The 25,001-nt window shown below is 56.5% G+C and carries 21 protein-coding genes; 12 read left to right on the forward strand and 9 right to left on the reverse strand.

Annotation, left to right across the window (positions count from 1 at the left end; genetic code table 11):
* Positions 1-14 precede the first annotated feature (14 nt).
* Complete coding sequence (locus tag ACR0BD_RS12335; protein ID WP_480693699.1) at positions 15-638, forward strand: helix-turn-helix domain-containing protein; 624 nt, start codon at positions 15-17, stop codon at positions 636-638.
* Here ACR0BD_RS12335 and ACR0BD_RS12340 read toward each other — a convergent pair.
* Together ACR0BD_RS12340 and ACR0BD_RS12345 are read right to left on the reverse strand one after the other, a co-directional pair.
* Complete coding sequence (locus tag ACR0BD_RS12340; protein ID WP_480830830.1) at positions 627-863, reverse strand: hypothetical protein; 237 nt, start codon at positions 861-863, stop codon at positions 627-629. The genes ACR0BD_RS12335 and ACR0BD_RS12340 overlap by 12 nt on opposite strands.
* Before the next feature lie 510 nt (positions 864-1,373).
* The gene (locus ACR0BD_RS12345; protein ID WP_480830832.1) at positions 1,374-3,188 is read right to left on the reverse strand and encodes an extracellular solute-binding protein; all 1,815 of its coding nucleotides are present in this window, start codon (positions 3,186-3,188) and stop codon (positions 1,374-1,376) included.
* Between the two features lie 293 nt (positions 3,189-3,481).
* Here ACR0BD_RS12345 and ACR0BD_RS12350 point away from each other — a divergent pair, with 293 nt between their 5' ends.
* Both ACR0BD_RS12350 and ACR0BD_RS12355 read left to right on the forward strand, forming a co-directional pair.
* The gene (locus ACR0BD_RS12350; RefSeq protein WP_480830835.1) at positions 3,482-4,255 is read left to right on the forward strand and encodes a 3-hydroxybutyrate dehydrogenase; all 774 of its coding nucleotides are present in this window, start codon (positions 3,482-3,484) and stop codon (positions 4,253-4,255) included.
* 14 nt (positions 4,256-4,269) lie between these two features.
* Positions 4,270-5,295 (forward strand): patatin-like phospholipase family protein, encoded by a 1,026-nt coding sequence (locus ACR0BD_RS12355; RefSeq protein WP_480693695.1) that lies wholly within the window; start codon positions 4,270-4,272, stop codon positions 5,293-5,295.
* Here the strand turns inward: ACR0BD_RS12355 and ACR0BD_RS12360 are convergent, their stop codons facing one another.
* The 4 genes from ACR0BD_RS12360 to ACR0BD_RS12375 all read right to left on the reverse strand — a co-directional run bounded on the left by ACR0BD_RS12360 (position 5,296) and on the right by ACR0BD_RS12375 (position 8,505).
* Complete coding sequence (locus tag ACR0BD_RS12360; RefSeq protein ID WP_480693694.1) at positions 5,296-5,973, reverse strand: DUF502 domain-containing protein; 678 nt, start codon at positions 5,971-5,973, stop codon at positions 5,296-5,298.
* Between the two features lie 64 nt (positions 5,974-6,037).
* Positions 6,038-6,952 carry a pseudouridine-5'-phosphate glycosidase gene (locus tag ACR0BD_RS12365; RefSeq protein WP_480830839.1) on the reverse strand — a complete coding sequence of 305 codons (915 nt, stop codon included), beginning with the start codon at positions 6,950-6,952 and terminating at the stop codon, positions 6,038-6,040.
* Positions 6,949-7,842, reverse strand: coding sequence for a PfkB family carbohydrate kinase (locus ACR0BD_RS12370; RefSeq protein ID WP_480830841.1), 894 nt, complete (start codon positions 7,840-7,842; stop codon positions 6,949-6,951). The genes ACR0BD_RS12365 and ACR0BD_RS12370 overlap by 4 nt, the downstream gene beginning before the upstream one ends.
* 45 nt (positions 7,843-7,887) lie before the next feature.
* Entirely contained in the window at positions 7,888-8,505 is a 618-nt protein-coding gene (locus tag ACR0BD_RS12375; protein WP_480830843.1) for a thiamine phosphate synthase, read from the reverse strand.
* 155 nt (positions 8,506-8,660) lie between these two features.
* On the opposite strand from ACR0BD_RS12375, the gene ACR0BD_RS12380 reads away from it, so the two are divergent.
* The 4 genes from ACR0BD_RS12380 (at position 8,661) to ACR0BD_RS12395 (ending at position 13,412) form a co-directional block, all read left to right on the forward strand.
* Complete coding sequence (locus ACR0BD_RS12380; RefSeq protein ID WP_480693690.1) at positions 8,661-9,404, forward strand: RNA methyltransferase; 744 nt, start codon at positions 8,661-8,663, stop codon at positions 9,402-9,404.
* 59 nt (positions 9,405-9,463) lie between these two features.
* The gene (ctaA, locus tag ACR0BD_RS12385; protein ID WP_480830846.1) at positions 9,464-10,609 is read left to right on the forward strand and encodes a heme A synthase; all 1,146 of its coding nucleotides are present in this window, start codon (positions 9,464-9,466) and stop codon (positions 10,607-10,609) included.
* A gap of 1 nt (position 10,610) precedes the next feature.
* Positions 10,611-12,080: a carboxypeptidase M32 gene (locus ACR0BD_RS12390; protein WP_480830848.1), complete on the forward strand. Its 1,470-nt coding sequence runs from the start codon at positions 10,611-10,613 to the stop codon at positions 12,078-12,080.
* Between the two features lie 78 nt (positions 12,081-12,158).
* Positions 12,159-13,412 carry a DsbA family protein gene (locus ACR0BD_RS12395; RefSeq protein ID WP_480830850.1) on the forward strand — a complete coding sequence of 418 codons (1,254 nt, stop codon included), beginning with the start codon at positions 12,159-12,161 and terminating at the stop codon, positions 13,410-13,412.
* 86 nt (positions 13,413-13,498) lie between these two features.
* Here ACR0BD_RS12395 and gyrA read toward each other — a convergent pair whose 3' ends face one another.
* On the reverse strand, positions 13,499-16,225 hold the full coding sequence (gene gyrA, locus ACR0BD_RS12400) for a DNA gyrase subunit A (RefSeq protein WP_480830852.1): 2,727 nt from the start codon (positions 16,223-16,225) through the stop codon (positions 13,499-13,501).
* 192 nt (positions 16,226-16,417) lie between these two features.
* Here gyrA and ACR0BD_RS12405 point away from each other — a divergent pair, with 192 nt between their 5' ends.
* The gene (locus ACR0BD_RS12405) at positions 16,418-16,687 is read left to right on the forward strand and encodes an usg protein (protein WP_480830854.1); all 270 of its coding nucleotides are present in this window, start codon (positions 16,418-16,420) and stop codon (positions 16,685-16,687) included.
* Between the two features lie 4 nt (positions 16,688-16,691).
* On the opposite strand, the gene ACR0BD_RS12410 is transcribed toward ACR0BD_RS12405, so the two are convergent.
* Both ACR0BD_RS12410 and ACR0BD_RS12415 read right to left on the reverse strand, forming a co-directional pair.
* The gene (locus ACR0BD_RS12410; protein ID WP_480830856.1) at positions 16,692-18,251 is read right to left on the reverse strand and encodes a caspase family protein; all 1,560 of its coding nucleotides are present in this window, start codon (positions 18,249-18,251) and stop codon (positions 16,692-16,694) included.
* Positions 18,252-18,345: 94 nt separating this feature from the next.
* Positions 18,346-19,299: a radical SAM protein gene (locus ACR0BD_RS12415; RefSeq protein ID WP_480830857.1), complete on the reverse strand. Its 954-nt coding sequence runs from the start codon at positions 19,297-19,299 to the stop codon at positions 18,346-18,348.
* 163 nt (positions 19,300-19,462) lie between these two features.
* Here ACR0BD_RS12415 and zwf point away from each other — a divergent pair, with 163 nt between their 5' ends.
* The 4 genes from zwf (at position 19,463) to ACR0BD_RS12435 (ending at position 24,985) form a co-directional block, all read left to right on the forward strand.
* Positions 19,463-20,911 carry a glucose-6-phosphate dehydrogenase gene (gene zwf, locus ACR0BD_RS12420; RefSeq protein WP_480830859.1) on the forward strand — a complete coding sequence of 483 codons (1,449 nt, stop codon included), beginning with the start codon at positions 19,463-19,465 and terminating at the stop codon, positions 20,909-20,911.
* Positions 20,908-21,579, forward strand: a complete 672-nt coding sequence (gene pgl, locus ACR0BD_RS12425; protein WP_480693681.1) for a 6-phosphogluconolactonase — start codon at positions 20,908-20,910, stop codon at positions 21,577-21,579. Before zwf ends, pgl begins: the two co-directional genes overlap by 4 nt.
* Positions 21,580-21,584: 5 nt before the next feature.
* Positions 21,585-23,195 (forward strand): glucose-6-phosphate isomerase, encoded by a 1,611-nt coding sequence (pgi, locus tag ACR0BD_RS12430; RefSeq protein ID WP_480830862.1) that lies wholly within the window; start codon positions 21,585-21,587, stop codon positions 23,193-23,195.
* 170 nt (positions 23,196-23,365) lie between these two features.
* Entirely contained in the window at positions 23,366-24,985 is a 1,620-nt protein-coding gene (locus ACR0BD_RS12435) for a long-chain-fatty-acid--CoA ligase (protein WP_480830865.1), read from the forward strand.
* Positions 24,986-25,001 lie beyond the last annotated feature (16 nt).

The raw sequence follows: 25,001 nt of genomic DNA on the forward strand, positions 1-25,001 counted from the left end.
CTATAGAATGACGCATGAGCACCCAAGACCAGACATCCCTGATCCGCATCGCACGCGATTCCGGAGAGCATACCGAACTTGAACCGCTGGACCTCGGCGCGCGTGTACGTGAGCTGCGCAAGGCGCGCAGCTGGACCTTGGAGCAAGCGGCCAATCAGGCCGGACTTGCGCGGTCGACGCTCAGCAAAATCGAAAACGGGCAAATGTCTCCGACTTATGATGCGCTCAAGAAACTGGCGACGGGGTTAGAGATTTCGGTGCCGCAACTGTTCACGCCACCGCAACGCGAACAGGTGATAGGACGTATGGCTGTCACGCGCATGGGGGAAGGCGCGGCGCACCCTACGACCACCTATGAACATGAGTTGCTGGCCGAAACACTGACCAAGAAACAGATGCTGCCCTACCGCGCGCGCGTTCGCGCCCGGTCCATGGATGAGTTCGACGGTTGGGTGCGTCACGATGGCGAAGAATTCCTGTATGTTCTAACCGGTGTTGTGCGCCTGTATACCGAATTCTATGAACCCGTTGAAATGCGCCGTGGCGACAGCGCGTATTACGACGGCAGCATGGGCCACAACGTCGTCTCAGTCAGTGACGAAGACGCCATGATCCTTTGGGTGACATCACTTACTTAAAGACCGGTCGAATTCGCGGTTCAGGCCTTCGGTAAACAGAAAATCTTCCAGCTCTTCCCGAGCTTCCGTCACAGTCAGTTGGTGACGCTCAGCCAGGTAGGCCTCGAACCCTTTGCGATCCTTGCAAAGCCGCGTTTTGTCTTTTTCCCGCAGGTTCGGAAAACGGCGTTGCGCGCGCGCGTACGTGGCGTCCCAGTCTTGCGTCAGATCCTTCCAATTCAACATCTGCAAGCTTTCCGGTTTCAGGTTTCACGGCTGCTCGGCCCACCAAAAGGTTACGAACCAGTCAGGAAACTCTGTGCATGACAAAATGTCGCACCCTGTAGTCGGAGATGCAAGGAACAAAATGCCCGTTGCAGGCAAACCGCAACGGGCAAACGGACCGAGTTTTGGAGTGAGTGGTGGTTGGTCCGTAAATCCTGAGCGCTGCGCGGCCGCACGAAAGCTATGTAGTGAAATTCAAAGCAATAATTTGGTCGCACAAAGCGTAATTTCACCGGTAGGCTACAACGCAAAGATGTATTTCGTAAAGCTATTTGTGTTGCGAGCCAAAATTGCGACTGAAAATAGTGGCGACAACGAATTATAGCGGAACTGCATCCCACAATGCGCAATATATAGATAAACCTGGCAATGTGCCGTTTTCCGCCGAGTGGCGTCTAAGCATCACCAACGCGTGTTTTTGCACTAAACCGTTACCAAATGTGTTCGGTTTGGGTGGTCGTTATTGCGAGGCTATTCTTCGAACCACCATACCTGAGGCATGTATTCTGGCCCATCGCCATAAATCGGCAACGTTTCAGGTAGCTTTAGTTCCTTTGCATGCGCGATTCGACCGACATCAAAGTTCCAAATCGGAATGACATAGCGACCGGCGGTCAAAACCCGATCCAGCGCGCGTGTGGCCGCTATGAAATTTTCCCGGCTCTCGGATGCAAGCATTGCGTCGATCAGCCCATCAACGGCAGGTGAGGCGATCCCCATCAGGTTTCGTGTTCCGGGCGTGTCCGCGTTTTCGCTTCCCCAATACAAGCGCTGCTCATTGCCGGGTGATAAGGACAGGGCGCGCCGGAAGAAGGTCATATCAAAATCAAGCTCAGACGTGCGCCCTGCATATTGGGCGCTGTCGACTTGTTCCGTTTTGATCTGGATTCCCAACCGCTCGAGCGCGCGAGAATAGATCTCGATTGCAGTCTCGCTTTCGCTGTCGCCTTGCTGAAGCAGAACGGTCAGTGTGAACGTGTCGCCATTGGCGTTACGCAGCACTCCATCTTGGATGGTCCAACCCGCGTCAGAAAGCAGTTGGGTGGCTTTGCGAATGTTTGAACGGTTGCGGGCCGAACCGTCGCTGACAGGAAGAGTGTACCCCTCTATCGCGCCAGGCGGCAGGTCATCCGCAAAGGGCAGCAAGAGCTCTTCTACACGACCTGTCGCTGCGCCCGGTTGCATGGCTAGTTCAGATCCCGAGAAATAGGATGAGATTCTCGGCTGTGCGCTGCCAGTGATGGTGTCGTTAATGAATTCGAAGTTGAACGCCAGTATCAGGGCTTCGCGCACGCGCCAGTCATCAAAGGGGGCTTTGCGCGTGTTCATGACGAAACCTGTCATACCCGATGGCTTGCCATGGGGAATTTCGGTTTTGACCACATCGCCGCGTTGTACGGCGGGAAAACTGTATTGGGTGTCCCATTTGTCGGCGTTGAATTCGCGAACAGCGGTCAGTTCGCCAGCCTTGAAGGCTTCGAACAGGACTGTACCGTCACCGTAGAATTCAATCCTGATGTCATCCAGGTTCATAGTACCGCGGCGGAACGGAAGGTCTGCGCCCCAGTAATCCGGGTTTCGGCGCAGGTTGACGTATCGGCCAGCTTCATAGCCGTCGATTACATATGGGCCGGTTCCAACTGGGATTTCCTGCAGGGGGGCATTGGCGAAGTCTTTACCGTCCCACTGGGCTTTTTGCAGGATCGGTCGCAGACCGGCGATCAGCGCCAGTTCACGGTCGGCCTCGTTAAAAGTTATCCTGACGGTCCGGGGGCCGGTTTGTTCGATACTGTCGATCTTACCCCACAACCCGCGATAGCGCAGATGCCCTTCGGTTCCCAGTATCTCGTATGACCAAATCACATCTTCGACAGTAACCGGCGTTCCGTCTGAAAACTGTGCGTTCTCACGCAGCGTGAATTCGACCCAGGACCGGTCCGGCGCGGTCTCAACTGATTCGGCTAAAAGGCCATAAAGGGTGAAAGGTTCGTCCCAAGACCGGCCCATAAGGCTTTCATGGGTCCAAAAACGCAGTTGCCAGGGTGGGGTGCCTTTTTGCACAAACGGGTTCAAACTGTTATAGCCGCCGGTATTTCCAAAAACGACCTTTCCGCCCTTCGGTGCATCTGGATTTGCATAGGGCAGAGACACAAAATCCGGTGGCAGGGCTGGGTCTCCGTACATAGCTATGCCATGAGCCGATTCTGCATTGGCGACCGTTGCGGCAAAAACGGCAGCGATTCCCGTGATCACAAAGCGGACGGGGCGTAGAAAATTAGGGCTCATTTTGGAAACAATCCTGCTCTGGCCTTATTTTGTTGGGATTCATCGTACCGATGATTTTTCTTATTATCAAACTTTTAGCTTGGACGAAGGCGTGGAATTGCTTATAAAGGGTGCACTGCTCGATAGGTTTCTTGCCTGTATGAAACCTGCCTCAATAACTTAACGCCCGCCTTGTGCGGGCGTTTTTTTGTGCGCATCTTCCGCCGTTCGCGCAGCCCGACGCATTCACCGTTTTCTTTGCACTTGCAGCATGGCACTGTGTCGCCAACACGGGTTTCTGAGGGAGAAAACGTATGAACCTTTCGGGCAAGACAGCAGTCATCACTGGATCAAATTCGGGGATCGGATTGGGGGTCGCGCGTGAATTGGCGAAGGCTGGCGCAAACGTGGTTTTGAATTCCTTTACGGATCGGGACGAAGATCACGCTCTGGCCGCTGAGATTTCCAAAGAAACCGGAACACAAGCGCGTTACATCAAAGCGGATATGTCAAAAGGAGACGAATGCCGCGGCCTTATCGAGCAAGCGGGCGCCTGCGATATTCTTGTAAATAACGCCGGCATTCAGCACGTATCCCCAATTGATCAATTTCCGGTCGACAAATGGGATGCGATAATCGCGATCAACATGAACTCGGCCTTTCACACAACTGCGGCCGCATTGCCTATGATGCGTCAGGCGGGCTGGGGCCGGGTCGTCAATATTGCGTCAGCGCACGGTCTGACGGCGTCGCCCTTCAAAGCAGCTTATGTCGCGGCTAAGCACGGCGTTGTAGGCATGACCAAAACCGTCGCTTTGGAAACTGCGCAAGAGCCGATTACCTGCAACGCAATTTGCCCGGGCTATGTGTTGACCCCGCTGGTCGAAGCTCAAATCCCGGACACAATGAAAGAATACAACATGAGCCGCGAAGACGTGATCAAGAACGTCATGCTTGAGCGGCAACCTTCCAAAGAATTCGCCACAGTTGAGCAGCTTGGTGGCACTACGATCTTTTTATGTTCAGACGCTGCAGCGCAGATCACCGGAACGACGATCTCGGTGGATGGGGGCTGGACCGCACTTTGATTTAGGAGGCGACAGTGAAACGCATCAATCTAGCGCTGCAAGGCGGCGGTGCGCATGGCGCCTTTACTTGGGGTGTTCTTGATCGCCTGCTGGACGAGGACGATATCGAAGTCGCGGCGATCACAGGAACATCGGCTGGGGCGCTGAATGGCGCCGCGTTCAAATCCGGTATGGTGCGCAATGGGCGAGACGGTGCCCGCGCCAACCTTGATGGGCTTTGGGCACGGATGGGTGCTGTGGGCGATATGCGGTTGGCCAATTGGATGCAGGCCGTCGAACCAGCGCAGATCGCCCAGGCGATGGAGTACTCACTGCCGTTTTCGGTTGGGGATGCATGGTCGCGTCTGGTGTCGCCTTATGCCTACGGACCGATGTATCGCAATCCTTTGGAGCCGGTCGTGGACCGTTTCAATTTTGACGACATTTGTGCAGATGACGGCCCGCAACTGCATGTGTGCGCAACCTGCGTACGTAGCGGAAAGATTCGGGTGTTCACTGGTGACGAAATCTCGACCGATGCGATTCTGGCTTCGGCCTGTTTGCCCAGCCTATTTCAGGCGGTAGAGATTTATGACCCCAAATCAGGTCGGACCGAGGCTTATTGGGATGGCGGTTACACGGGCAATCCAGCGCTGTATCCGTTATTTGATGATGATCTGCCGGACGATGTGGTGATCGTGAACATAAATCCGCTCGAGCGCGACGAAGTTCCCAAGACGCCGCAGCAAATTCAGAACCGGATCAATGAGATCAGTTTCAATTCCTCGTTGTTCCGAGAGCTGCGGGCAATCAATTTTGTTCAACGGCTCTTGGCCGACGGAAAGCTGAAGGCTGGCGAAATGAACCGGGTGCTGGTTCACATGATCGCGGATGACGCACTGATGAACGACCTTTCAGTGGCTACGAAAACGGTGCCCAATCCTGTGATCCTGCATAAACTCAAGGACGCGGGGCGCCGGGCAGCGGATCGGTTTTTGACGGATCACAAAGACGATCTTGGCGCACGCAGCACTGTAAACTTGCCTGAGATGTTCGGCTGATCATTCAGGTGGTTGCGTCGGATCTTTCTCGTTCGGATAGACAAGACCGGCTGAAATCACCAGTTTGGCGGCGTCTTCGATGGACATGTCCAGCAGGATGACATCCTCTTCGGGGAAAAACAGCAAGAACCCAGAGGTAGGGTTCGGCGTCGTTGGTACGAAAACACTCAGCAAGTTGCCCCCAGTCTCGGCGCGTTCACTGACTTCGCCACGGGCCGTGGTCGACACGAACCCAATCGCCCAAATACCCCGGCGCGGATATTGGATAAGGCAGGCTTTCTCAAACGAGCGTTCGGTTTGCGCAAAGACGGTCTCAGAAATCTGTTTGATCCCAGAGTACACCGAACGGACAACAGGCATTCTGTCCACAAGGCTTTCGGCGAAGTGAATCAAGGACCGCCCCAGAATGCCCTTGGCGATCCAACCGACAAGAACCGTGAAGATCAGGAAGATTACGACGCCAACGCCGCGTAAGTTTATTCCGACATATTGTTCGGGATGAAATTGCTGCGGCACCAAGGGAAGAACGGCGCTGTCGATCCAGCCAACCACGGACCATATCAGCCATACCGTCAACCAGACCGGCGCAATGACGACGATACCCGTCAAGAAAGACGCACGCAGCCGGGAAAATAAGCCCGGTCGGCGGTTCGGTTCTTCGTCAAACGGCGTGTTCATTGCGGTCCTGAGTGGTTTGCGGAATTAGTTAAGCAGTCCGGTGCCTTGGTACAATAGGTTTATCTCACTGCGACTGTTTGGCCAGCGCCCTGGCGATTCCGGCAGCCAATTTTGCGTTATTTCTGACCAGTGCAATATTGGCGATCAGCGAACGCCCGTCTGTTTGTTCATAGATGCGCTGCAGCAGATAGGGTGTAACGCCTTTTCCTGTGATCCGGTGTTCATCGGCGTCCGCCTGCGCGGCTGCGATAATCGGAGCCAGCTCTTCGGACGGAATTTGGTCCGCGGACGGGATCGGGTTCGCAACCAGTTGCCCACCGGGCAAGCCAAGCGCACGGCGGGTTGCATGCGCTTTCGCGATATCTTCTGCCGTGTCCATGCGCAGCGGGGCCGTATAGGGCGATTGAGCAGACCAGAAGGCGGGGAACTCATCCTGACCATAAGCGATCACCGGAACGCCGAGCGTCTCGAGCACCTCGAGAGTTTTTGCCAGATCCAGGATCGCCTTTGCACCAGCCGCAACAACCGTGACCGAGGTCTGAGCCAATTCGTGCAGATCGGCGGATATATCGAATGAGGTTTCGGCCCCTTGATGCACGCCGCCAATGCCGCCTGTGGCAAACACGTCGATGCCTGCATATTGCGCCGCGATCATCGTGGCTGCGACGGTCGTGGCACCTGTGCCGCCGGTGGAAATGCACGCAGCCATATCCGCACGAGAGATTTTCGCGACGCCCTGTGCCTGACCCAGCGCTTTCAATTCATCGGCTTCAAGCCCTACATGCAGCGTTCCATTGATGACAGCCATGGTCGCCGGCACCGCACCTTCATCGCGGATATCCTGTTCAACCTGGGCCGCCACTTCGATGTTCTGAGGGTAGGGCATCCCGTGGGTGATGATGGTGCTTTCAAGCGCGACGATGGGTTGGCCCGCTTCCTTTGCGGCGCGGACCTCGGTTGAGTATTTGATGTCGATCACAGTGGGGTTTCTCCGGAAACATAGGTGGCGGCGGCGTGTAGGGCGCGGGTCAAAGCCTCGCCGCTGGACGCGCCGCCGGATTCTGAGGCGATATGGGCCGCCATGAAAGTGTCGCCTGCACCGGTCACACGTGTAACCAGCACCGATGGGGGCGTTTGGGTCAGGATTTCATTCGCGCTGCCGATAGTGGCCGAATTTCCGCCATCGGTGACCAGCACCCGCAATGCGCCGCGATCCAGCAGACCTTGCGCTGCAGAAGCGGAATCCGTGAACTCTCGCTGACACAGGATACCGGCCTCTTCGAGGTTCACATAAAGCGTTGCGCGGGCATGTTTGAGAAAAGGCAGCAACCGCTCTGCCTTGCCGGGGGATGCAGGGGCAACGCGCAAGTCAGCTTTAGCAAAGGCAGGGCTTTGGGCGATGTCTTCCAGCAAGTCCAACGTCAGATTGCCATCCAGTGCGATGGGCCCCTCGTAAGGCGTATTCTCGTAGCCCAACGGCCCGTGCATCAAAGGGCGCAGGATTTTGGCACCCGCTGCCTCAAGGGAATGCGCATCTGCAATAGCTGCGATCAAGCCGTTTGCGCCTTCGACAGCCATATACCTGTCGGTCGGTAAATCTTGCGAGCGGTAAACGTGATCTGTGATCATACCCAAACGGGCGCAGGCGTTGACCAATTCGTCGCCCTCGGGGTCGCGCCCTATGGCGGTCAGTAGGGTTGGGGTCATCCCAAAGCGCACCAGTGTCATCGCGATATTCATGGCCACGCCGCCGGGCAGACGAGTGATCCGCCCCGGCACGTCCGAGCCTTGGCGCATGGCGCTGGCCGACCGCCCGATCACGTCCCACAGGACCGAGCCGATACACAGGATGTTGCTGTTCTGAGTCATGACGGTGTCATGCCGTAGCCCCGGCGCGGGCGCAAGGGTTAACGCTCACATCGCGTCGGTGAGCGATTTCAGGGCGGCAACCGGGTCGTCTTGGGACCAGATTTCATCCCCGATTCCAAAGAAATCCGTGTGCGGTGAGAGTTCGCTGATCAGCTCTGGCGTCAAACCGCCTTCAGCGACGACAGGAACCTCGATCATTTCGGACCACCATTGGAACAGGTCTTTCTCGGCAATGGTTCCATCGCCCAAAGTGCTCGCGCCGACCGGGCCGAAGGCCACGTAGTCGGCCCCGTTTTCACCCGCAGTCATTCCGTCATGGCTGGAGTTGCCGCAAAAACTACCGACGATGGCATCAGCACCCAGCTCTTTGCGCACGTTGCGCACAGAACGCGCTGCATCATCCAGATGAACCCCATCCAGACCAAGGCGTTGGGCCAAAAGCACGTGGTTGGATATGACGATTGCCACATCGCGCGCAAAGGCAACCTCGCGACAGGCATCGGCAGCACGCGCGATGGTGTCTTCGTCATTGCCCGCCAAAGCTAGCCGGATGCAGGCAATATCGGTTGCGTCCAGCACGCGGCCCAATTGATCTGGGAAGGTGCTTAGCGCGATGGTCGGGGGCGAAATCAGATAAATCTGCGGCTGCTCAGGGGTGTCCATGGCGCGTCCTTCGGCTTTCAGTCTTTGGCGGGGTTTAGCGGATTGCGCGGGGGAAGCAAACTTTTATGCCGGATTCATGCGCAATTGCTTGCGCCAACGCCTTGCCCTGCGCATCTGTGCCGATTACAGCAAGCCGAAGTTTTCCGGAGACAGCCATGCCCAGCGAAAAATCTCAGCCCTCTTTCGTGCTCGTGCGTCCGCAAATGGGCGAAAACATCGGTGCCGCTGCACGTGCAATGTGGAACTTCGGGCTGGACCGGATGCGGATTGTGGCACCACGTGATGGTTGGCCGAACCCCAAAGCGGTGGCAATGTCCAGCGGGGCCGGTCGCTTGCTGGACGAAGCGCAGTTGTTTGACGATCTGGCCGGGTCGCTTGCGGACAGTACCTTTGTTTTCGCGACAACCGCGCGGCAACGCGGCTTGACCAAACCGGTCTACAGCCCCGAACGCGCCATGCAGATCGCGGCAGAAAAGGTTGCGGCAGGCGAAAAGGTGGCTGTCTTGTTCGGGCCAGAGAGGGCAGGGCTGGAAAACGAGGATATTGCCAAGGCCAATGCCATAATCTCGGTGCCTGTAAACCCTGAATATGCCTCGTTGAACCTTGGTCAATGCGTGCTGTTGACCGCGTATGAATGGATGCGCCAGACCGGAGATGTGGTGCATGAGTCCACCGATCTGGGCAAGGGCGATTGGGCTACAGGGATCGAGGTCGAAAAACTGGTCGAACATTACGAAGACCGGTTGGAGGAGGCGGGCTTTTTCTATCCACCCGAAAAAGCAGACGGTATGAAAACCAACTTGCGCAACCTCTGGTCGCGGATGCGCATGACGCGCGCGGATGTGCAGATGTTGCACGGGGTGATGCGTCAGATGGTCCGCTGGAAGGAAAAAGGCTAAGGCTGGACCTATCTGCACCCAAGCCCTAGCTTGCGACAAAATCAGGACATGAGGACAGCATGAGCGGTAAGCGCAGCATCTTCGAAGAGGTCTCGGGTGACCAGAAACAGGAAGCGGTTCAACCCGGCATGATTGACCGCGGTCGCGGCGATGCCCGTCGCGGCATCAGGACGTGGCTTATGATCCTGTTCGCACTTGTGGTTGTCATGATTGCAGTGGGCGGTCTGACCCGTCTGACCGACAGCGGCCTGTCGATTACCGAATGGCGGCTCATTACTGGTGCTATCCCTCCGATGAACGAGGCGGACTGGCAATCCGAGTTCGACAAGTACAAGGAAATCGACCAGTGGCGCATCCAAAATCAATGGATGGAGTTAGACGACTTTAAATTCATCTACTGGTGGGAATGGGGTCACAGGCAACTGGGCCGCGTGATTGGTCTGGTCTGGGCCATAGGTTTCTTTGGGTTCCTCGCGGCGCGGAAAATCCCGACCGGATGGACCGGCAAGCTGTTGATTCCCGGCGCGTTAGGCGGTGTTCAGGGCGCTGTCGGATGGTGGATGGTTGCATCTGGTGTGACACAGGGCGAGGGGATGACAGCAGTCGCCAGCTATCGTCTAGCGGTCCATCTGGGGTTGGCTTTCGTCATACTTGGGTTCCTGGCTTGGTATATTTTCGAGCTTGGCCGGGCTGAGCGCGACCTCATGCAGGCCCGCCGCGCGAAAGAAGCAAAGCTATTTTCGCTGTCGACTGGCCTTATGCACTTTGCGTTCCTGCAGATTCTGATCGGCGCTTTGGTTGCCGGAATTGATGCGGGCCGCTCCTATACCGATTGGCCCCTGATTGGTGGTCAGTTGCTGCCGCCAGATGCAGCGGCTTTGGAACCTATGTGGCGCAACTTTTTTGAAAGCCCGGGCCTTGTTCAGTTCATTCACCGGTGCGCCGGATATCTGCTGTTTGCGTTCGGTATCATGGTTTGGCGGCGCGGAGGAACCAGTGCACATCCCCAGACGCGGTTCGCCTTCAACGCCATGTTTGCGGCTCTGTCGCTGCAAGTTGTTGTTGGCATCATCACCGTTGTCTACGCAGCCCCCTGGCAGATCGCGATTTTCCACCAGTTCATGGCTGTCGTCGTCTGGACGTTGATCCTGCGGGCGCGTTTCCTGACGGCCTATCCCATTGCAACTTCCATCCGCGGAGCTTGATATGAGCGCTTTCGACGATCTGATGGCATTTCAACGCGAAACCTCGGCGTTGGGGCAGATAGCCGGTCGGCTGGGTTGGGATCAGGAAACGGTTATGCCGCGTGGTGCCGCTCCCCAAAGGGCCGAGGAAATGGCCGCGATCGAGGCTGTCCTGCATGCGCGCCGTTCGGATCCGCGCGTTGCTGAATGGTTGGAAAACGCCGAAGCGAAGGATGAAGTCGGTCAGGCTCAGCTACGAGAAATCCGCCGGTCTTATGAACGGACCATCAAGGTGCCTGCTGACTTGGCTAAAGCCATTGCACGCGTCACATCGGCCGCGCAAGGCACATGGGCACAAGCCCGCGCGGATGAGGACGTGGCAGCCTTTCTTCCCGTTCTGCAAGAGGTTGTGGCCCTAAAGCGCGAAGAGGGCGCAGCCCTGGCGCAAGGTGGCGATGTGTATGACGCGATGGTCGAAGATTACGAGCCCTATACGACAGGTGCCCAAATCTCTGAGATTTTCGACCAGATGCGCCCAAGACTGGTCGCACTCAGGGCCGCCGTCTTGGAAAAGCCTGCACCCATAGCGTTGTCGGGAACATTCGATGAGCTGACACAAATGCGGTTGTCGCAGAAACTGGCCACTGCGTTTGGATACGACCTGAACACTGGGCGCGTCGACAAGGCAGTTCACCCGTTCAGTTCGGGTAGCGGACTTGACGTGCGTATCACCACGCGAACCAGTGAAAGCGACCCGTTCAACTGCTTTTATTCCACCATTCACGAGGTCGGCCACGCCGCATATGAGCAGGGAATAAACCCGGATTTCGGCCTTAGCCCGTTGGGCAGTGGTGTGTCCATGGGGGTACATGAAAGCCAAAGCCGTATTTACGAAAACCAGTTGGGCCGGTCTCGCGCATTCACTGGTTGGCTGTACGGCCAGATGAAAGACGCGTTCGGAGATTTTGGTATCCCCGACGCTGACGCGTTCTACGCAACAGTGAACGGTGTTCACAACGGCTATATCCGAACCGAGGCTGATGAGGTGCAGTATAACCTGCACATCATGTTGCGTTTTGATCTGGAACGCGCGCTGATGTCCGGGGACCTGCAGGTCGATGATCTTGAGGCCGCGTGGAATGACCGGTTTCTGTCTGATTTTGGCTATGCAGTAGACACGCCTTCAAATGGGTGCCTGCAGGACGTCCACTGGTCGGTCGGACTGTTTGGCTATTTCCCAACCTACTCGCTGGGTAATGTCTATGCTGGCTGTCTGTATCATGCCTTGCGCAAGGCTGTCCCTGCCTTGGATCAACAATTGGCAGAGGGCGATACGTCTGGCGCGACGGGCTGGCTGCGTGAAAACGTTCAAAGGCACGGCGGGCTCTATGCGCCGCGCGACGTCATTCGTCGTGCTGGTGGACAGGAACCCGGACCGGAGCCCTTGTTGCAATACCTTGAGGAAAAATTCAGCGCACTTTACGCGTTGTAACCCTCACGTTCCAGTGTACTGGCATAGCATTCTGAGCGTCGCAAGATAGAGTGCCCAAACCGACTTGGGAGGGGGCAAGTGACGCTTAGAAATATGGTAAGATCTCGCGCTGCGATGGTTTTGACGGGTACTGGTTTGCAAACCGCCAAGCGGGGCGCGTTTGAGGCCCGGCGGCGTATGAAGGGTCAACCGCGCGTCGTTCAGTATTTTCACGACGTGGCAGACCCGTATTGCCACGTAAGCCTGCAATTGCTGGCCCTGTTTCAAAAGCACTACGATATCAAGATTGAACCCTTCCTGATTTCTGGCCCGACGCCGGAAAACCTTCCAGCGCCCGAGGCCTATTTGCAGAATGCGCTGACGGATACCAGGCGATGGGCAAACCGTTTGGGTCTGACGTCACCTGCCATATCCAAAACTTCAGAAAGCGCAATTGCGCAGGCTTCGCGCCGTCTTGCTGCCGAGCTGCATAAGCAGGATTTCACAAGCCGTGCACAGCAAATCAGTAGTGCTTTGTGGTCGGGCGAAGATATACCCGAGGGGCCGCAATCGGATTACTCAGCAGTGCAAGCGGCGGGCGATCAAGCCTTGGCCGAGGTCGGGCACTTTCTTGGCGGATGTTTTGCGTATGGCGGCGAGTGTTATTGGGGGCCGGATCGTCTTGCGTATCTGGAAACACGTCTTGACGCTTTCCGAACGGGGCCGCAGGGTTCGTTCATCGTGCCCGAGTACAGCGGGGAAACCCCGAACGCTGAGGGGCAAGAGCTGGAGTTCTTTTTCTCGTTTCGCAGCCCGTATTCTTACCTCGCGTTTGACCGTGTAAGGGAACTTGCTGCTCGGAGTGGCGCAAAGCTGGTACTGCGCCCGGTCTTGCCCATGCTGATGCGAGGGCTGCCTGTTCCCAAGGTGAAATCCTCTTACATATTGCGCGATTGCGCACGCGAGGCACGTCGTCTGGATATCCCTTTCGGTTGCATCAGTGATCCATTGGGAGCTGGCGTCGAGAGAGGCTATGCGCTTTTTGATCTCGCCGAAGAGAGTGGCCGCTTGGCTGAATACTGTTCGGCCTTTATGACCGCTGTGTGGTCGCAGGGCATAGATGCCAGTACTGATACCGGGTTGAGCGACATCGCCGCTATGGCCGGGCTGGACTGGGCGAAGGCAAAGACGCAGTTAAGCAATACGAATTGGAGTGCGCGCGTTGAGGCCAATCAAGACCGACTTCAGCAGATAGGCCTGTGGGGTGTTCCCAGTTTCCACCTGAACGGTCAGACCGTCTGGGGTCAGGATAGGCTTTGGGTTCTGGAGGACCTGATGCGGTCCCCAAAATAGCCAAAGTTGATAGCTCCGTCAGCACCTTATGAAAAAGCCCCCGCGACGACGGTCGCAGGGGCTTACACGCTAAAACCGAAAGAGGCTTATTCGGTTTCGTCTTCTTCATCCGCCTGTTCGGCGATCCATGCCACGCTGACGACTTCTTCACCCTTGCCGGTGTTGAAGACCCGTACGCCGCCTGCACTGCGGGACCGGAATGAGATACCCTCGACAGGAACGCGGATTGACTGGCCTTTTGAGGTGGCAAGCATGATCTGATCATCGATCTCAACCGGGAATGAGGCAACCAGCTCACCGCCGCGCATGGCCTTGTCCATTGCAGCAACGCCCATGCCGCCGCGCCCACGAACTGGGTAATCGTGGCTGGAGCTAAGCTTGCCTGCACCACCCTTGGTAATGGTCAGGATCAGGTTTTCTGCGGCAGACATCTCGGCATAGCGTTCCTGCGTGATCGCGCCGGGTGCCACTTCATCCTCGTCCGTTTCACCATCATCTGCAATGCCTGCAACGGCGCGGCGCATCTTGAGATAAGCTGCCCGTTCTTCTGGCCCGGCCTCAAAGTGACGGATGACTGACATCGACACGACACGGTCGCCGTTGGTCAGTTTGATGCCGCGCACACCGGTCGACTCACGCGAGTTGAAGACGCGCACATCAGTGGTGCGGAAACGGATCGCACGGCCGGAATTGGTGACCAGCATCACGTCTTCGTCTTCCGAACAGATGCGGGCGTTCACCAGTTCCACGTCCTCGGGCAGTTTCATCGCGATCTTGCCGTTGCGACGGACATTGGTGAAATCCGATAGGCGGTTACGCCGCACATCGCCTGCGCTGGTGGCAAAGACGATTTGCAGGTTTTCCCATTCCTCATCAGGTACATCCACGGGCATGATCGCTGCGATCGAAACGCCGGTTGGAATAGGCAGGATATTGACGATGGCCTTGCCCTTGCCGGTGCGGCTGGACTGCGGCAGACGCCATGTCTTGAGCTTGTAGACCATGCCTTCGGTGGTGAAGAACAAAAGCTGCGTATGCGTGTTGGCCACGAAGAGGGTGGTGACCACATCCTCTTCCTTGGTCTGCATCCCCGACAACCCCTTGCCGCCACGCTTTTGCGCCCGGAAATCGGCCAGCGGGGTACGTTTGATGTAACCGCCCGAGGTGACGGTCACGACCATGTCTTCGCGTTCGATCAGATCCTCGTCTTCCATGTCGCCGGACCAATCGACGATCTCGGTACGACGGGGCACGGCGAATTGGTCGCGGACTTCGCGCAGCTCATCGCCGATGATACCCATGATACGCTCGCGCGATGACAGAATATCCAAATATTCCTTGATCTTGGCGGCCAGTTCTTCCAGCTCGTCCGTGACCTCTTTGACGCCCAGTTGGGTCAGACGCTGCAAGCGCAGGTCGAGGATGGCACGGGCCTGAATCTCGGTCAGGTTATAGGTGCCATCGTCGTTCATCTTGGACAGAGGATCGTCGATCAGGCGCAGATAGCCTTCGATCTCGGCCGCAGGCCAGCGACGGGTCATCAGTTTCTCGCGCGCCTCGGCGGCATCGGCGGACGAGCGGATCGTGGCAACCACTTCGTCCACGTTCGAAACGGCCACGGCCAGACCACACAGGATGTGACTGCGTTCGCGCGCTTTGCGCAGGTCATAGGCGGTGCGGCGGGCGACGACATCCTCACGGAAGTCGATGAACGAGGTCAGGAAGCGGCGCAGGGTCAGCTGTTCAGGCCGACCACCGTTCAGGGCCAGCATATTGCAGCCAAAAGACGTCTGCATCGGCGAGAAACGGTAAAGCTGGTTCAGCACCACCTCGGGCGTTGCATCGCGTTTCAGTTCGACCACGACGCGCACGCCATTGCGGTCGGATTCGTCCTGCACATGCGCCACACCTTCGATGCGTTTTTCGCGCACCGCTTCGGCGATCTTTTCGATCATTGAGGCTTTGTTCACCTGATAGGGGATCTCATCCACCACAATCGCATATCGATCGCGGCGGATTTCCTCGACCCGCGTCTTGGCGCGGATGATGACGCTGCCGCGGCCTTCCAGATAGGCTTTGCGCGCGCCGGATCGGCCCAGCATGACGCCTCCGGTCGGGAAATCAGGGCCGGGGACGTATTCGATCAACTGCTCGGAGGTCAGGTCAGGGTCGTCGATCAATGCCAGCGTGGCGTCAACAACCTCACCCAGATTATGCGGCGGAATGTTGGTCGCCATACCCACGGCAATACCGCCTGCGCCATTGACCAGCATGTTCGGGAAACGGGCGGGCAGGACGGTCGGCTCTTTATCTTTGCCGTCATAGTTGTCCTGAAAATCGACCGTCTCTTTTTCAATATCGGCCAGCAGGGATGCAGCGGGCTTGTCCATCCGCACTTCGGTATAGCGCATGGCCGCCGGGTTATCGCCGTCCATCGAGCCAAAGTTGCCCTGGCCATCCAGCAGCGGCAGCGACATCGAGAAATCCTGCGCCATCCGCACCAGCGCGTCATAGATCGCGCTGTCACCGTGCGGGTGGTACTTACCCATCACATCGCCGACCGGACGGGCCGATTTGCGGTACGCCTTGTCGTGCGTGTTGCCGGTTTCGTGCATCGCGTAAAGGATACGCCGGTGCACAGGCTTCAACCCATCACGCAGATCAGGGATCGCGCGCGAGACGATGACCGACATGGCATAGTCCAGATAGGATGTGCGCATCTCGGATTCGATGGATACCGTAGGGCCGTCGTAAACGGGGCGCTCTGGCGGGGTTTCATCCATGTTTTCTGGGGTTTCTGGCGTATCGCTCACGTAAACTGCCCGTTCTTTGGCTTGGGTCTATATCTTGTGGGTGCACCTTATCAGACCCGGTACATAAGGTGCAAGCAAGCTGATCATTTACCACAAAAAGTCACGGTAACATAGGGGTAACATATTGTTATATAAGGGTTCAGTGTTGCGTGTGATACCCTCAAAGGACCTTGCAAAAAATCGGAGGTCTGCATGAAGCAAAGCGAAACCGAACTAATGCTAAAAGGGTACGGGCTGACAACAGCAGAATTTTTCTATCACATGCCCGACTATATTCACGTGTTGAATACCTTCATCTGGCAGGATTACGACCTGGCCCCTGATCATCCAAAGCTTTTTGAATTCGTTGAGTTCTGGCAACGTGAAATCGAAGGACCTTTGCACTCGGTGCGGTTCACCCACCGTAAAATGATTGCCCCGGGCGAGTGGCGAAACATGGTCGGTGAGTTTCGGGTAAATTAGCCTTTCAACCAACCCGCCAAGCATAAACAGAGCAGCCGGTTGATCCCGATCCGGTAAAGCTGTTGCCGTCCTCGGCCATTCGTCCGCGCCATTTGACGGTAATCGCCGGGAAATAGTCCGTTCCGTTGAGTTCCTGTTCGTTCAGGTAGACGACAGTGTTGGCCTTTTGACCCAACGAGTCCGTCAGGCTGCCGGTATACTTGTTGTCACCAGCGCGGGTATAGCGCACGGACCCGGTCACATTCACAACGAAAGCGCATGTCGCCTTGAAGCTCCAGCTTCCGGCGAGTGAAACAGCGGACGAGGCTGCGGTTTGTGAAGCGGTCGTTGCAGGTGCCGCGACGCATACGGTTCCGCTTTTGCTTTCCAGTTCTTCCAGAGCATGACGCGTGCCAAGATCATCTGCTCCAAGGGTGGATTTGCTGGCCCTGCGGTAATTCGCAAAGGCGCGTTTCGTGCGAGGGCCCGCGACGCCATCGGCCCCACCAGCATTGCACCCTAGCGCATTCAGAGCCGTTTGGGTGGCGCGCATCACGTCTTTCGAATCTTGAATTACCGCGGGTGCCGTCGTCGATTCCGGGGATGTTTCAGGGTTCTCGCCAGCGGCGGGGCCTTCCAACCCTGCGCGCAGTTGCAACGCGATTTCATAGGTATAGTCGGTGGAGCGGTCCGCGTATTTCTCAAGAAATGTGTCCAATGCCGACGCCGTGCCGACCGAGCGAGCCAATTCCAGATCGGCGCGCATCTTTTCAATCGGCAGCGCCACTGTGTCGACAGATGGCACCTCTACAACCGCTGGAGTGAAGTAGAACTCGCCCAATAGTTCATCATAATAGGCGGGGATTTGGTTGTGTTGCACGGTACGGGACAAATCCCGCACTTCGCGCCTGAGGTCGGCAACCATGCTGCGCAGCTCAAGCCCTGGTTCTGCCAAGCGTGGCAACAAGGCACGGGTAAAGACCGAATTCGGCTCGGCCTCATTGTCATGCAACCGATCCAACGCCATCTGGCCGGCCCCGGCTGAGAAAATGACAAACATGCCTTGCGGCGCGTCGATCCTACCCAAACCGCGCGTGCCGCCGATGCTGCGTCCGGCGGTGGTTTCAAAAGGGTTGTCCCGACATGCGTCGATAATGGCGATGGATGTCCGGGCCCCTGTGCCGCGCACGCGGTTCAGCAAGTTCGACAGGGCGATGGACTCGGATTTGACGAAATCAGTCTCACCCGCGAACGGAGTCTCGATATCCGTGGGCAGCAGATAGTTTTCACCGTCAATTTCCACGCCGTGCCCGGCAAAAAACACAAAGGCCGTATCTCCGGCCTCTAGTTGCGCGGTGAACTCTGATATTCGCTGATTCATTCCCCGTCGGTCGAGGTTCAAACCCTCAAAGGTCTCAAAGCCTAACGTTCTCAGTTGCCGCGCAACAGCTTCGGCGTCGGCAACGGCCTTTTGCAAAGTGGGTACGGATTCGTATTGGTTGTTGCCAATAACCAGCGCCAAGCGCTCTTGCGCCCAAAGTGGTGACGCACAAATAACGAACCAAAAGGAAATCAGCCACTTCATCTTGAAACCCGGTTTTCCAACATCCGCTTTAAAGATAACGGAAAACCTGAGTTGGCCACAGTGACTTTGTTTACTTAGTGGTTTCCGTTTGGGGTTAGCCCGAGCAGCTCGCGCCCCCAAGGACGCAGAATTTGGCGCAATGTGGGTGATTTAGATGCACATCCGCCTCGGCCTCGGCCAGCGTGGTGCCCATTTCGAATTCGGGTTCATGGGCAAGCAGGGTGCAGGCCAAGACAGCAGGTTTGTCTGCCCCTTTACGCTTGACGACCATCCGCGCGTTCGAACACATCACCGCGTTCGGTGACTTGTCCAGAATACCCCAGCAAGCTGTAGTTATTTCAGGAACTTCAACTGTTTCGTCCATTTCCGGGAACAACACTGTCTGCGCAGGATTCTGGGCATCAATATTAAAGCCGTGGGCTTCAAAAAATGCCGCATACCCCGCACGGCTTTGCGCATCGGTATCACCCCAAACGGTGCGACCGGCGACTGCCATGTTGAAGCCATTGTCGCGCAACCATTCCATGCCGGTTACGGTTTTTTCGAAACTACCCGCTCCGCGCTCTTCGTCATGTAGGTCGGGGCGGTAGTGGTCGACTGAAATGCGTAACGTCAGCTTGTCGCCATATTCACGCTGCAGCTCGATCAACCCCTCGCGCATTTTGCGGCGCATCATTGGCACCATAGCGTTGGTCAGAATCAAAACTTCATACCCACGCTCAAGCGCGGCGCGCGTCATCTCGATCATCTGGGGATTCATGAAGGGTTCGCCACCGGTAAACCCGATCTCACGCACCGGCCAGTTACGCTCTTCGATCTGGTCCAGATAGTCGCGCACCTCGTCGGCGGTGATATAGACCAGCGCATCGTTTGTGGGACTGCTGAGGATATAGCAGTTCTGACACTCGATGTTGCAAAGAGTTCCGGTGTTAAACCAAAGTGTTTCGGGGTTCTCCAACGCCACAGACGCACGGTTTTGACCGTCCGCAGTCACTAATTTGTCCTGAAACTTACCAATATTGGCATTAAGTGGGGCGTTGTCTTTCATTCCGGTATCCGGTTCTTTGAAAACTTCGCCAAGACTTAGCCCTTTGGTTGAGGTTCGTTAAGTGCGACATGTCGAACCTGACAGAGTTTTGATGACGGCAGGAATTATGAAAATGGTTGCGCTAACATTGGACATGGCCTTCGGGGCAAGGTAAGGAAAACACATGGTTTCTCGCGTCATACCTGTGGATCCGTTTGATCTGGTCATTTTTGGCGGAACCGGCGATCTGGCTCAGCGCAAGATTCTGCCGGCATTGTACCGTCGTTTTTGTGCAGGCCAGTGGGACGATGATGTCCAGATTATCGGGGCTGCGCGTTCGGCGCATGACGATCAGGGGTTCCGCGATCTGGTTTCCGCGTCGCTAAAGGAACATGCCTCGCGGCAATGCCAGGATGTGTCTGCGCTGCAGTCGTTTTTACAGCGTGTGTCCTACGTGTCTTTGGACGGTGCAGCGGATGATGGGTGGACACAGCTTGCTGAAAAACTGAGACCCGACTGCGTTAGGGCGTTCTATTTCTCGGTCGGTCCGCGCTTGTTCGGGCCATTGGCCGAACGGATCGAAGCGCATGAGCTGGCAACGCGGCTTACGCGGATTGTTGTCGAAAAACCATTTGGGCACGATCTTGACAGTTCGCGGGCGTTGAATGCGACGCTGGCCGCGTATTTCACCGAAAAGCAGATTTACCGGATCGACCATTATCTGGGTAAAGAAACCGTTCAGAACCTTATGGCGGTCCGGTTCGGCAATATGCTGTTCGAGCCTTTGTGGAACAGTCAGTACGTCGACCACATCCAAATTACGGTGGCCGAATCTGTGGGGATTGATGGGCGCGAGGATTATTATGACCGCGCCGGCGCCATGCGCGATATGATGCAGAACCATCTTATGCAGTTGTTGTGTCTGATCGCGATGGAACCACCGGCCAAATTCGACCCGGACGCCGTGCGTGACGAAAAGCTCAAGGTCATTCGCGCGCTGGATCAGGTCGAACCGCATCACATCGTTCGCGGCCAATTCGATGGCGAGAGTGACGGTTACCGTGAGGTTGTCGGCAATCCGCGTTCGACCACGGAAAGCTACGTGGCGCTGAAGGCCCATGTCAGCAATTGGAGGTGGGCCGGGACGCCGTTCTATCTGCGAACGGGTAAACGGCTGGTCGCTCGGTCATCGGTGATAAATGTGATGTTCAAAGATGCGCCTCATTCAATCTTTGGCGAAGAGGCCGGGCGTCACGCAAACGTTCTATCCATCCGGCTGCAACCGAATGAGGGCATTACCCTTAAGGTCACTATCAAGGAACCTGGTCCGGGTGGAATGCGATTGGTCGATGTTCCTTTGGACATGAGCTTTGCCGAGGCATTGGGACCAGAAAATCAGGATCCGCCTGACGCGTATGAACGTTTGGTGATGGATGTGATCCGCGGCAATCAGACCCTGTTCATGCGCGGGGATGAGGTCGAGGCCGCCTGGGCTTGGACCGATCCGATCATAGCGGGATGGCAAGCCCGCGGTGATGTGCCGAAACCCTATGAGACTGGCAGCACAGGCCCCGGCGACGCCGAGCTGCTGATGAAGCGTGATGGTCGCCGATGGCAAGGAATAAACCCATGAACATACAGGAATACGCCGACAGGGACATGCTGGCCATCGACGTCGCCAACGTGCTGGCTGGAGATCTGGAGGCCGCCTTGCTGCACCACGATAAGGTATCGCTGGCCGTACCCGGAGGCACCACGCCGGGCCCTATTTTTGACAGCCTATGCGCTGCAGATCTGGAATGGGATCGTGTTCGTGTGCTGCCAACGGACGAAAGATGTGTTCCGGGCAACAGTGAACGATCGAACGAACGTCTGATCCGCGAACGTCTGCTGACCAACCGCGCCTCGGTGGCGGAATACGTTCCTTTGTATCTTGAAGGAAAAGAGCCGGATGACGTGCTGCCAGAGATCGAAAGCCTAATTACGCCAGTGCTACCTTTGTCGGTTCTCGTGTTGGGCATGGGGGATGATATGCACACCGCCTCGTTATTTCCGGGGATGCTTGGATTGGCCGAAGCATTAGACAGCCACGCGCCGACGCTGGCGATTGCCAGACCGGAAACGCAACCCGAAGCACGGATTTCGCTGACAGCTCCGGTTTTGGACGGGGCCTTGTCTAAGCATCTGGTGATTCTCGGGGCGTCCAAACGCGAGGCGTTGGACCGCGCGATGCGCCTGCCGCCGGAAGAAGCCCCAATCGCGGCAGTATTAAGTGGTATGACCGTACACTGGGCGGAGTAATCGTGATGAAATTGGATGAACTCAATTCTCTGGCAAGTGACGCGAAAGACTGGCGCATTCTGGACCTTTTTGAACAAGACGCTGATCGCGCAGATGGGTTTTCCGCCTCGACCGGCGATCTGCGGTTTGACTATTCGAAAACCTGTATCAACGCGGATGTGCGATCTGCGCTTATAGCGCTGTGTGATCAGGCCGCGCTTGCCGACAAACGCGAGGCGATGTTCAGTGGCGTACGGATCAATGAAACCGAAAACCGGTCCGTGTTGCACACAGCGCTGCGCAATCTGGACGGTGGTCCTGTTGAGGTCGACGGTTTGGACGTCATGCCAGATGTTCTGGACACGTTGCAAAGGATGCGCGTTTTCGCCGAAGAGGTTCGCGGCGGAACAACCGTCGGGGCAGGGGGCAGCTTCACCGATATCGTTAATATCGGTATCGGGGGATCGGATCTGGGTCCTGTCATGGCAACGCATGCTCTGGCCCCTTATCACGATGGCCCCCGGGTGCATTATGTCTCGAACGTAGATGGTGCACATATCGCCGATACATTGCGCCAACTGGACCCGACGCGCACGCTTGTGATTGTTGCGTCAAAAACTTTCACCACCATCGAAACAATGACCAACGCCAGAACAGCGCGCGCTTGGATGACCGAAGGGGGTGGTGACCCGGCGCGCCAATTTGCAGCCGTATCCAGTGCTCTGGACAAGACCGAGGCGTTCGGCATTCCAGAAGAACGCGTTTTCGGTTTCGCCGATTGGGTCGGCGGGCGCTATTCGGTTTGGGGGCCTGTGGGGCTGCCGGTGATGATTGCGGTCGGCTCCAACGCCTTTGACGCCTTCCTGCGCGGTGGACAGGCGATGGATGTGCATTTTCGAGCCGCCGATTGGGCCGACAACATGCCGGTTATGCTGGCGCTTGTGGGTGTCTGGCATCGGCAGGTTATGGGCTATTCCAGCCGCGCTGTATTGCCGTATGACCAACGTCTGTTGCGTTTGCCGGCATATTTCCAACAGCTAGAAATGGAATCCAACGGAAAATCTGTCGCCATGGATGGCAGTGCGTTGGCGGTGCCCTCGGGGCCGATTGTCTGGGGGGAACCCGGTACAAACGGTCAGCATGCCTTTTATCAGTTGATCCACCAGGGCACCGACGTCATTCCGTGCGAATTCATGGTAGCTGCCCAAGGGCACGAACCTGAACTGGCGCATCATCACCGTCTGCTTCTGGCCAACTGCCTCGCGCAATCCGAAGCACTGATGCGTGGACGAACGTTCGAAGAAGCGCGTCAGCGGATGGCTGAGAAAGGGCTGCAATGGGCCGAGCTTGAGCGTCAGGCCCGGCACCGGGTCTTCCCCGGGAACCGTCCGTCTACCACGCTGATTTATCCACAGCTAACCCCGTTTGTATTGGGCCAGATCATTGCGTTGTATGAGCATCGCGTGTTCGTCGAGGGCGTCTTGCTCGGTATCAACTCGTTCGATCAATGGGGCGTTGAATTGGGAAAAGAGCTGGCGACGTCTCTGGCTCCTATCGTGGATGGCGAAGAGAGCGCGGCGCAAAAGGATGGTTCAACCGCAGGTCTGGTTGCTTATGCGTTGCGGCACCGGGACTGAAAAAAACGCAGCTTGGAACCGCCATAGTCTGGATTCTTTTATTGTCAGACAATTAAATGATTGGCAGGGTTCCTTGTGAAGAGCCGCCCCTGTTCCCTTGCCCGGACATGGGGCAGGGCTAGAACGAGGTGCTGCCACGCAGAAGCGGCACAGACATAGGGAGGATGTCCATGCTGGGACAAATGATGACGCAGCCGTTGCTGATCTCGTCGCTGATTGAGCACGCCGATCGCTATCACGGCCAGACCGAAATAATCTCGGTTGAAACGGATGGAAGCGTTACTGAAAGTAGTTGGTCTCAGGTGGCGCACAACGCGCGCAAGCTGGCTTCGGCATTGACGAATCTGGGGCTTGATCCTCAGGCTCGTGTCGGCACTTTGGCGTGGAACAACCGACGCCATCTTGAGATTTACTACGGAACATCCGGTGCTGGTTTTGTTTGCCATACAGTAAACCCCCGGCTGTTCCCCGAACAGCTAACGTACATCATCAACCATGCGCAGGACCGTGTTCTGTTTTTTGACGCGACCTTTATTCCCTTGGTTGCAGCGTTGCAGGATCATCTGACCGAGGTTCAGCATTTTATTTTGATGGGTCCGCGGAACGAGGAAGCGGTCGCACAGGTTCAGAACGTTCAATTCTATGACGAATTCATCGAAACGGGCGACGCAGGCTTCGAATGGCCAAGCTTTGACGAAAACACCGCATCCAGCCTGTGCTATACGTCAGGGACTACGGGCAACCCCAAAGGTGTACTGTATTCGCACCGCTCGACCGTTCTGCACAGCTTTGGTTCGAACACGCGTGATGTAATCGGGTATTCGGCCATGGACGTAGTGCTGCCGGTGGTGCCGATGTTCCACGTCAATGCGTGGGGATCACCTTATGCATGTGCAATGTCGGGGTCCCGTATGGTATTGCCGGGACCGGGGCTGCATGGCGAAGCCTTGGTCAATCTGATCGATACATATGACGTTACCATTGCAATGGGCGTGCCGACCATTTGGCAGGGTCTTTTGGCGCATGCCGCAAGTTCGGGCAGTAAACTAACAAGCCTGCAGCGCACTGTGATCGGTGGCGCGGCGTGTCCGCCCTCAATGATCGAAACCTTCCGCGAGGTTTATGGCGTCGACACGATCCACGCATGGGGCATGAGCGAAATGAGCCCGCTCGGCACTGCAAACCATCCGCTGGCCAAGCACTCAAAACTGCCGGTCGAGGATCAACACCGCGTTCGCGAAAGCCAAGGACGCCCCTGTTACGGTGTCGAACTCAAGATTGTGGATGATGACGGCAAGGAACTACCCCATGACGGAGAAACGCAAGGCGACCTGATGGTCCGCGGTCATTGGGTGCTGGACAGCTATTTTCAGATGCAGGATCAGGATCTGCTGCAGGATGGCTGGTTCGCGACAGGAGATGTGGCGACGTTGGATCCCGATGGCTTTATGACTATCCGGGACCGGTCCAAGGATATCATCAAGTCGGGTGGTGAGTGGATCAGTTCGGTCGAGCTGGAAAACATCGCTGTTGCCCACCCGAAATTGGCAACCGCTGCCGTGATCGGGGTTCCACATCCGAAATGGGATGAGCGTCCGCTATTGGTCGCAGTCAAAGCCGAGGGGGAAAATCCAAGCGAAGACGAACTGCTTGCCTTTTTCGACGGCAAAATCGCAAAGTGGCAAGTTCCGGACAAGGTGGTTTTCGTCGATGCGCTGCCATTGAATGCAACGGGCAAAGTTTTGAAACGCAACCTAAGGGCAGACTTCGAATCCGAATTGACTGGATAAGAGTTTGAAATCAGGG

Source organism: Ruegeria sp. G5, from assembly GCF_056533365.1.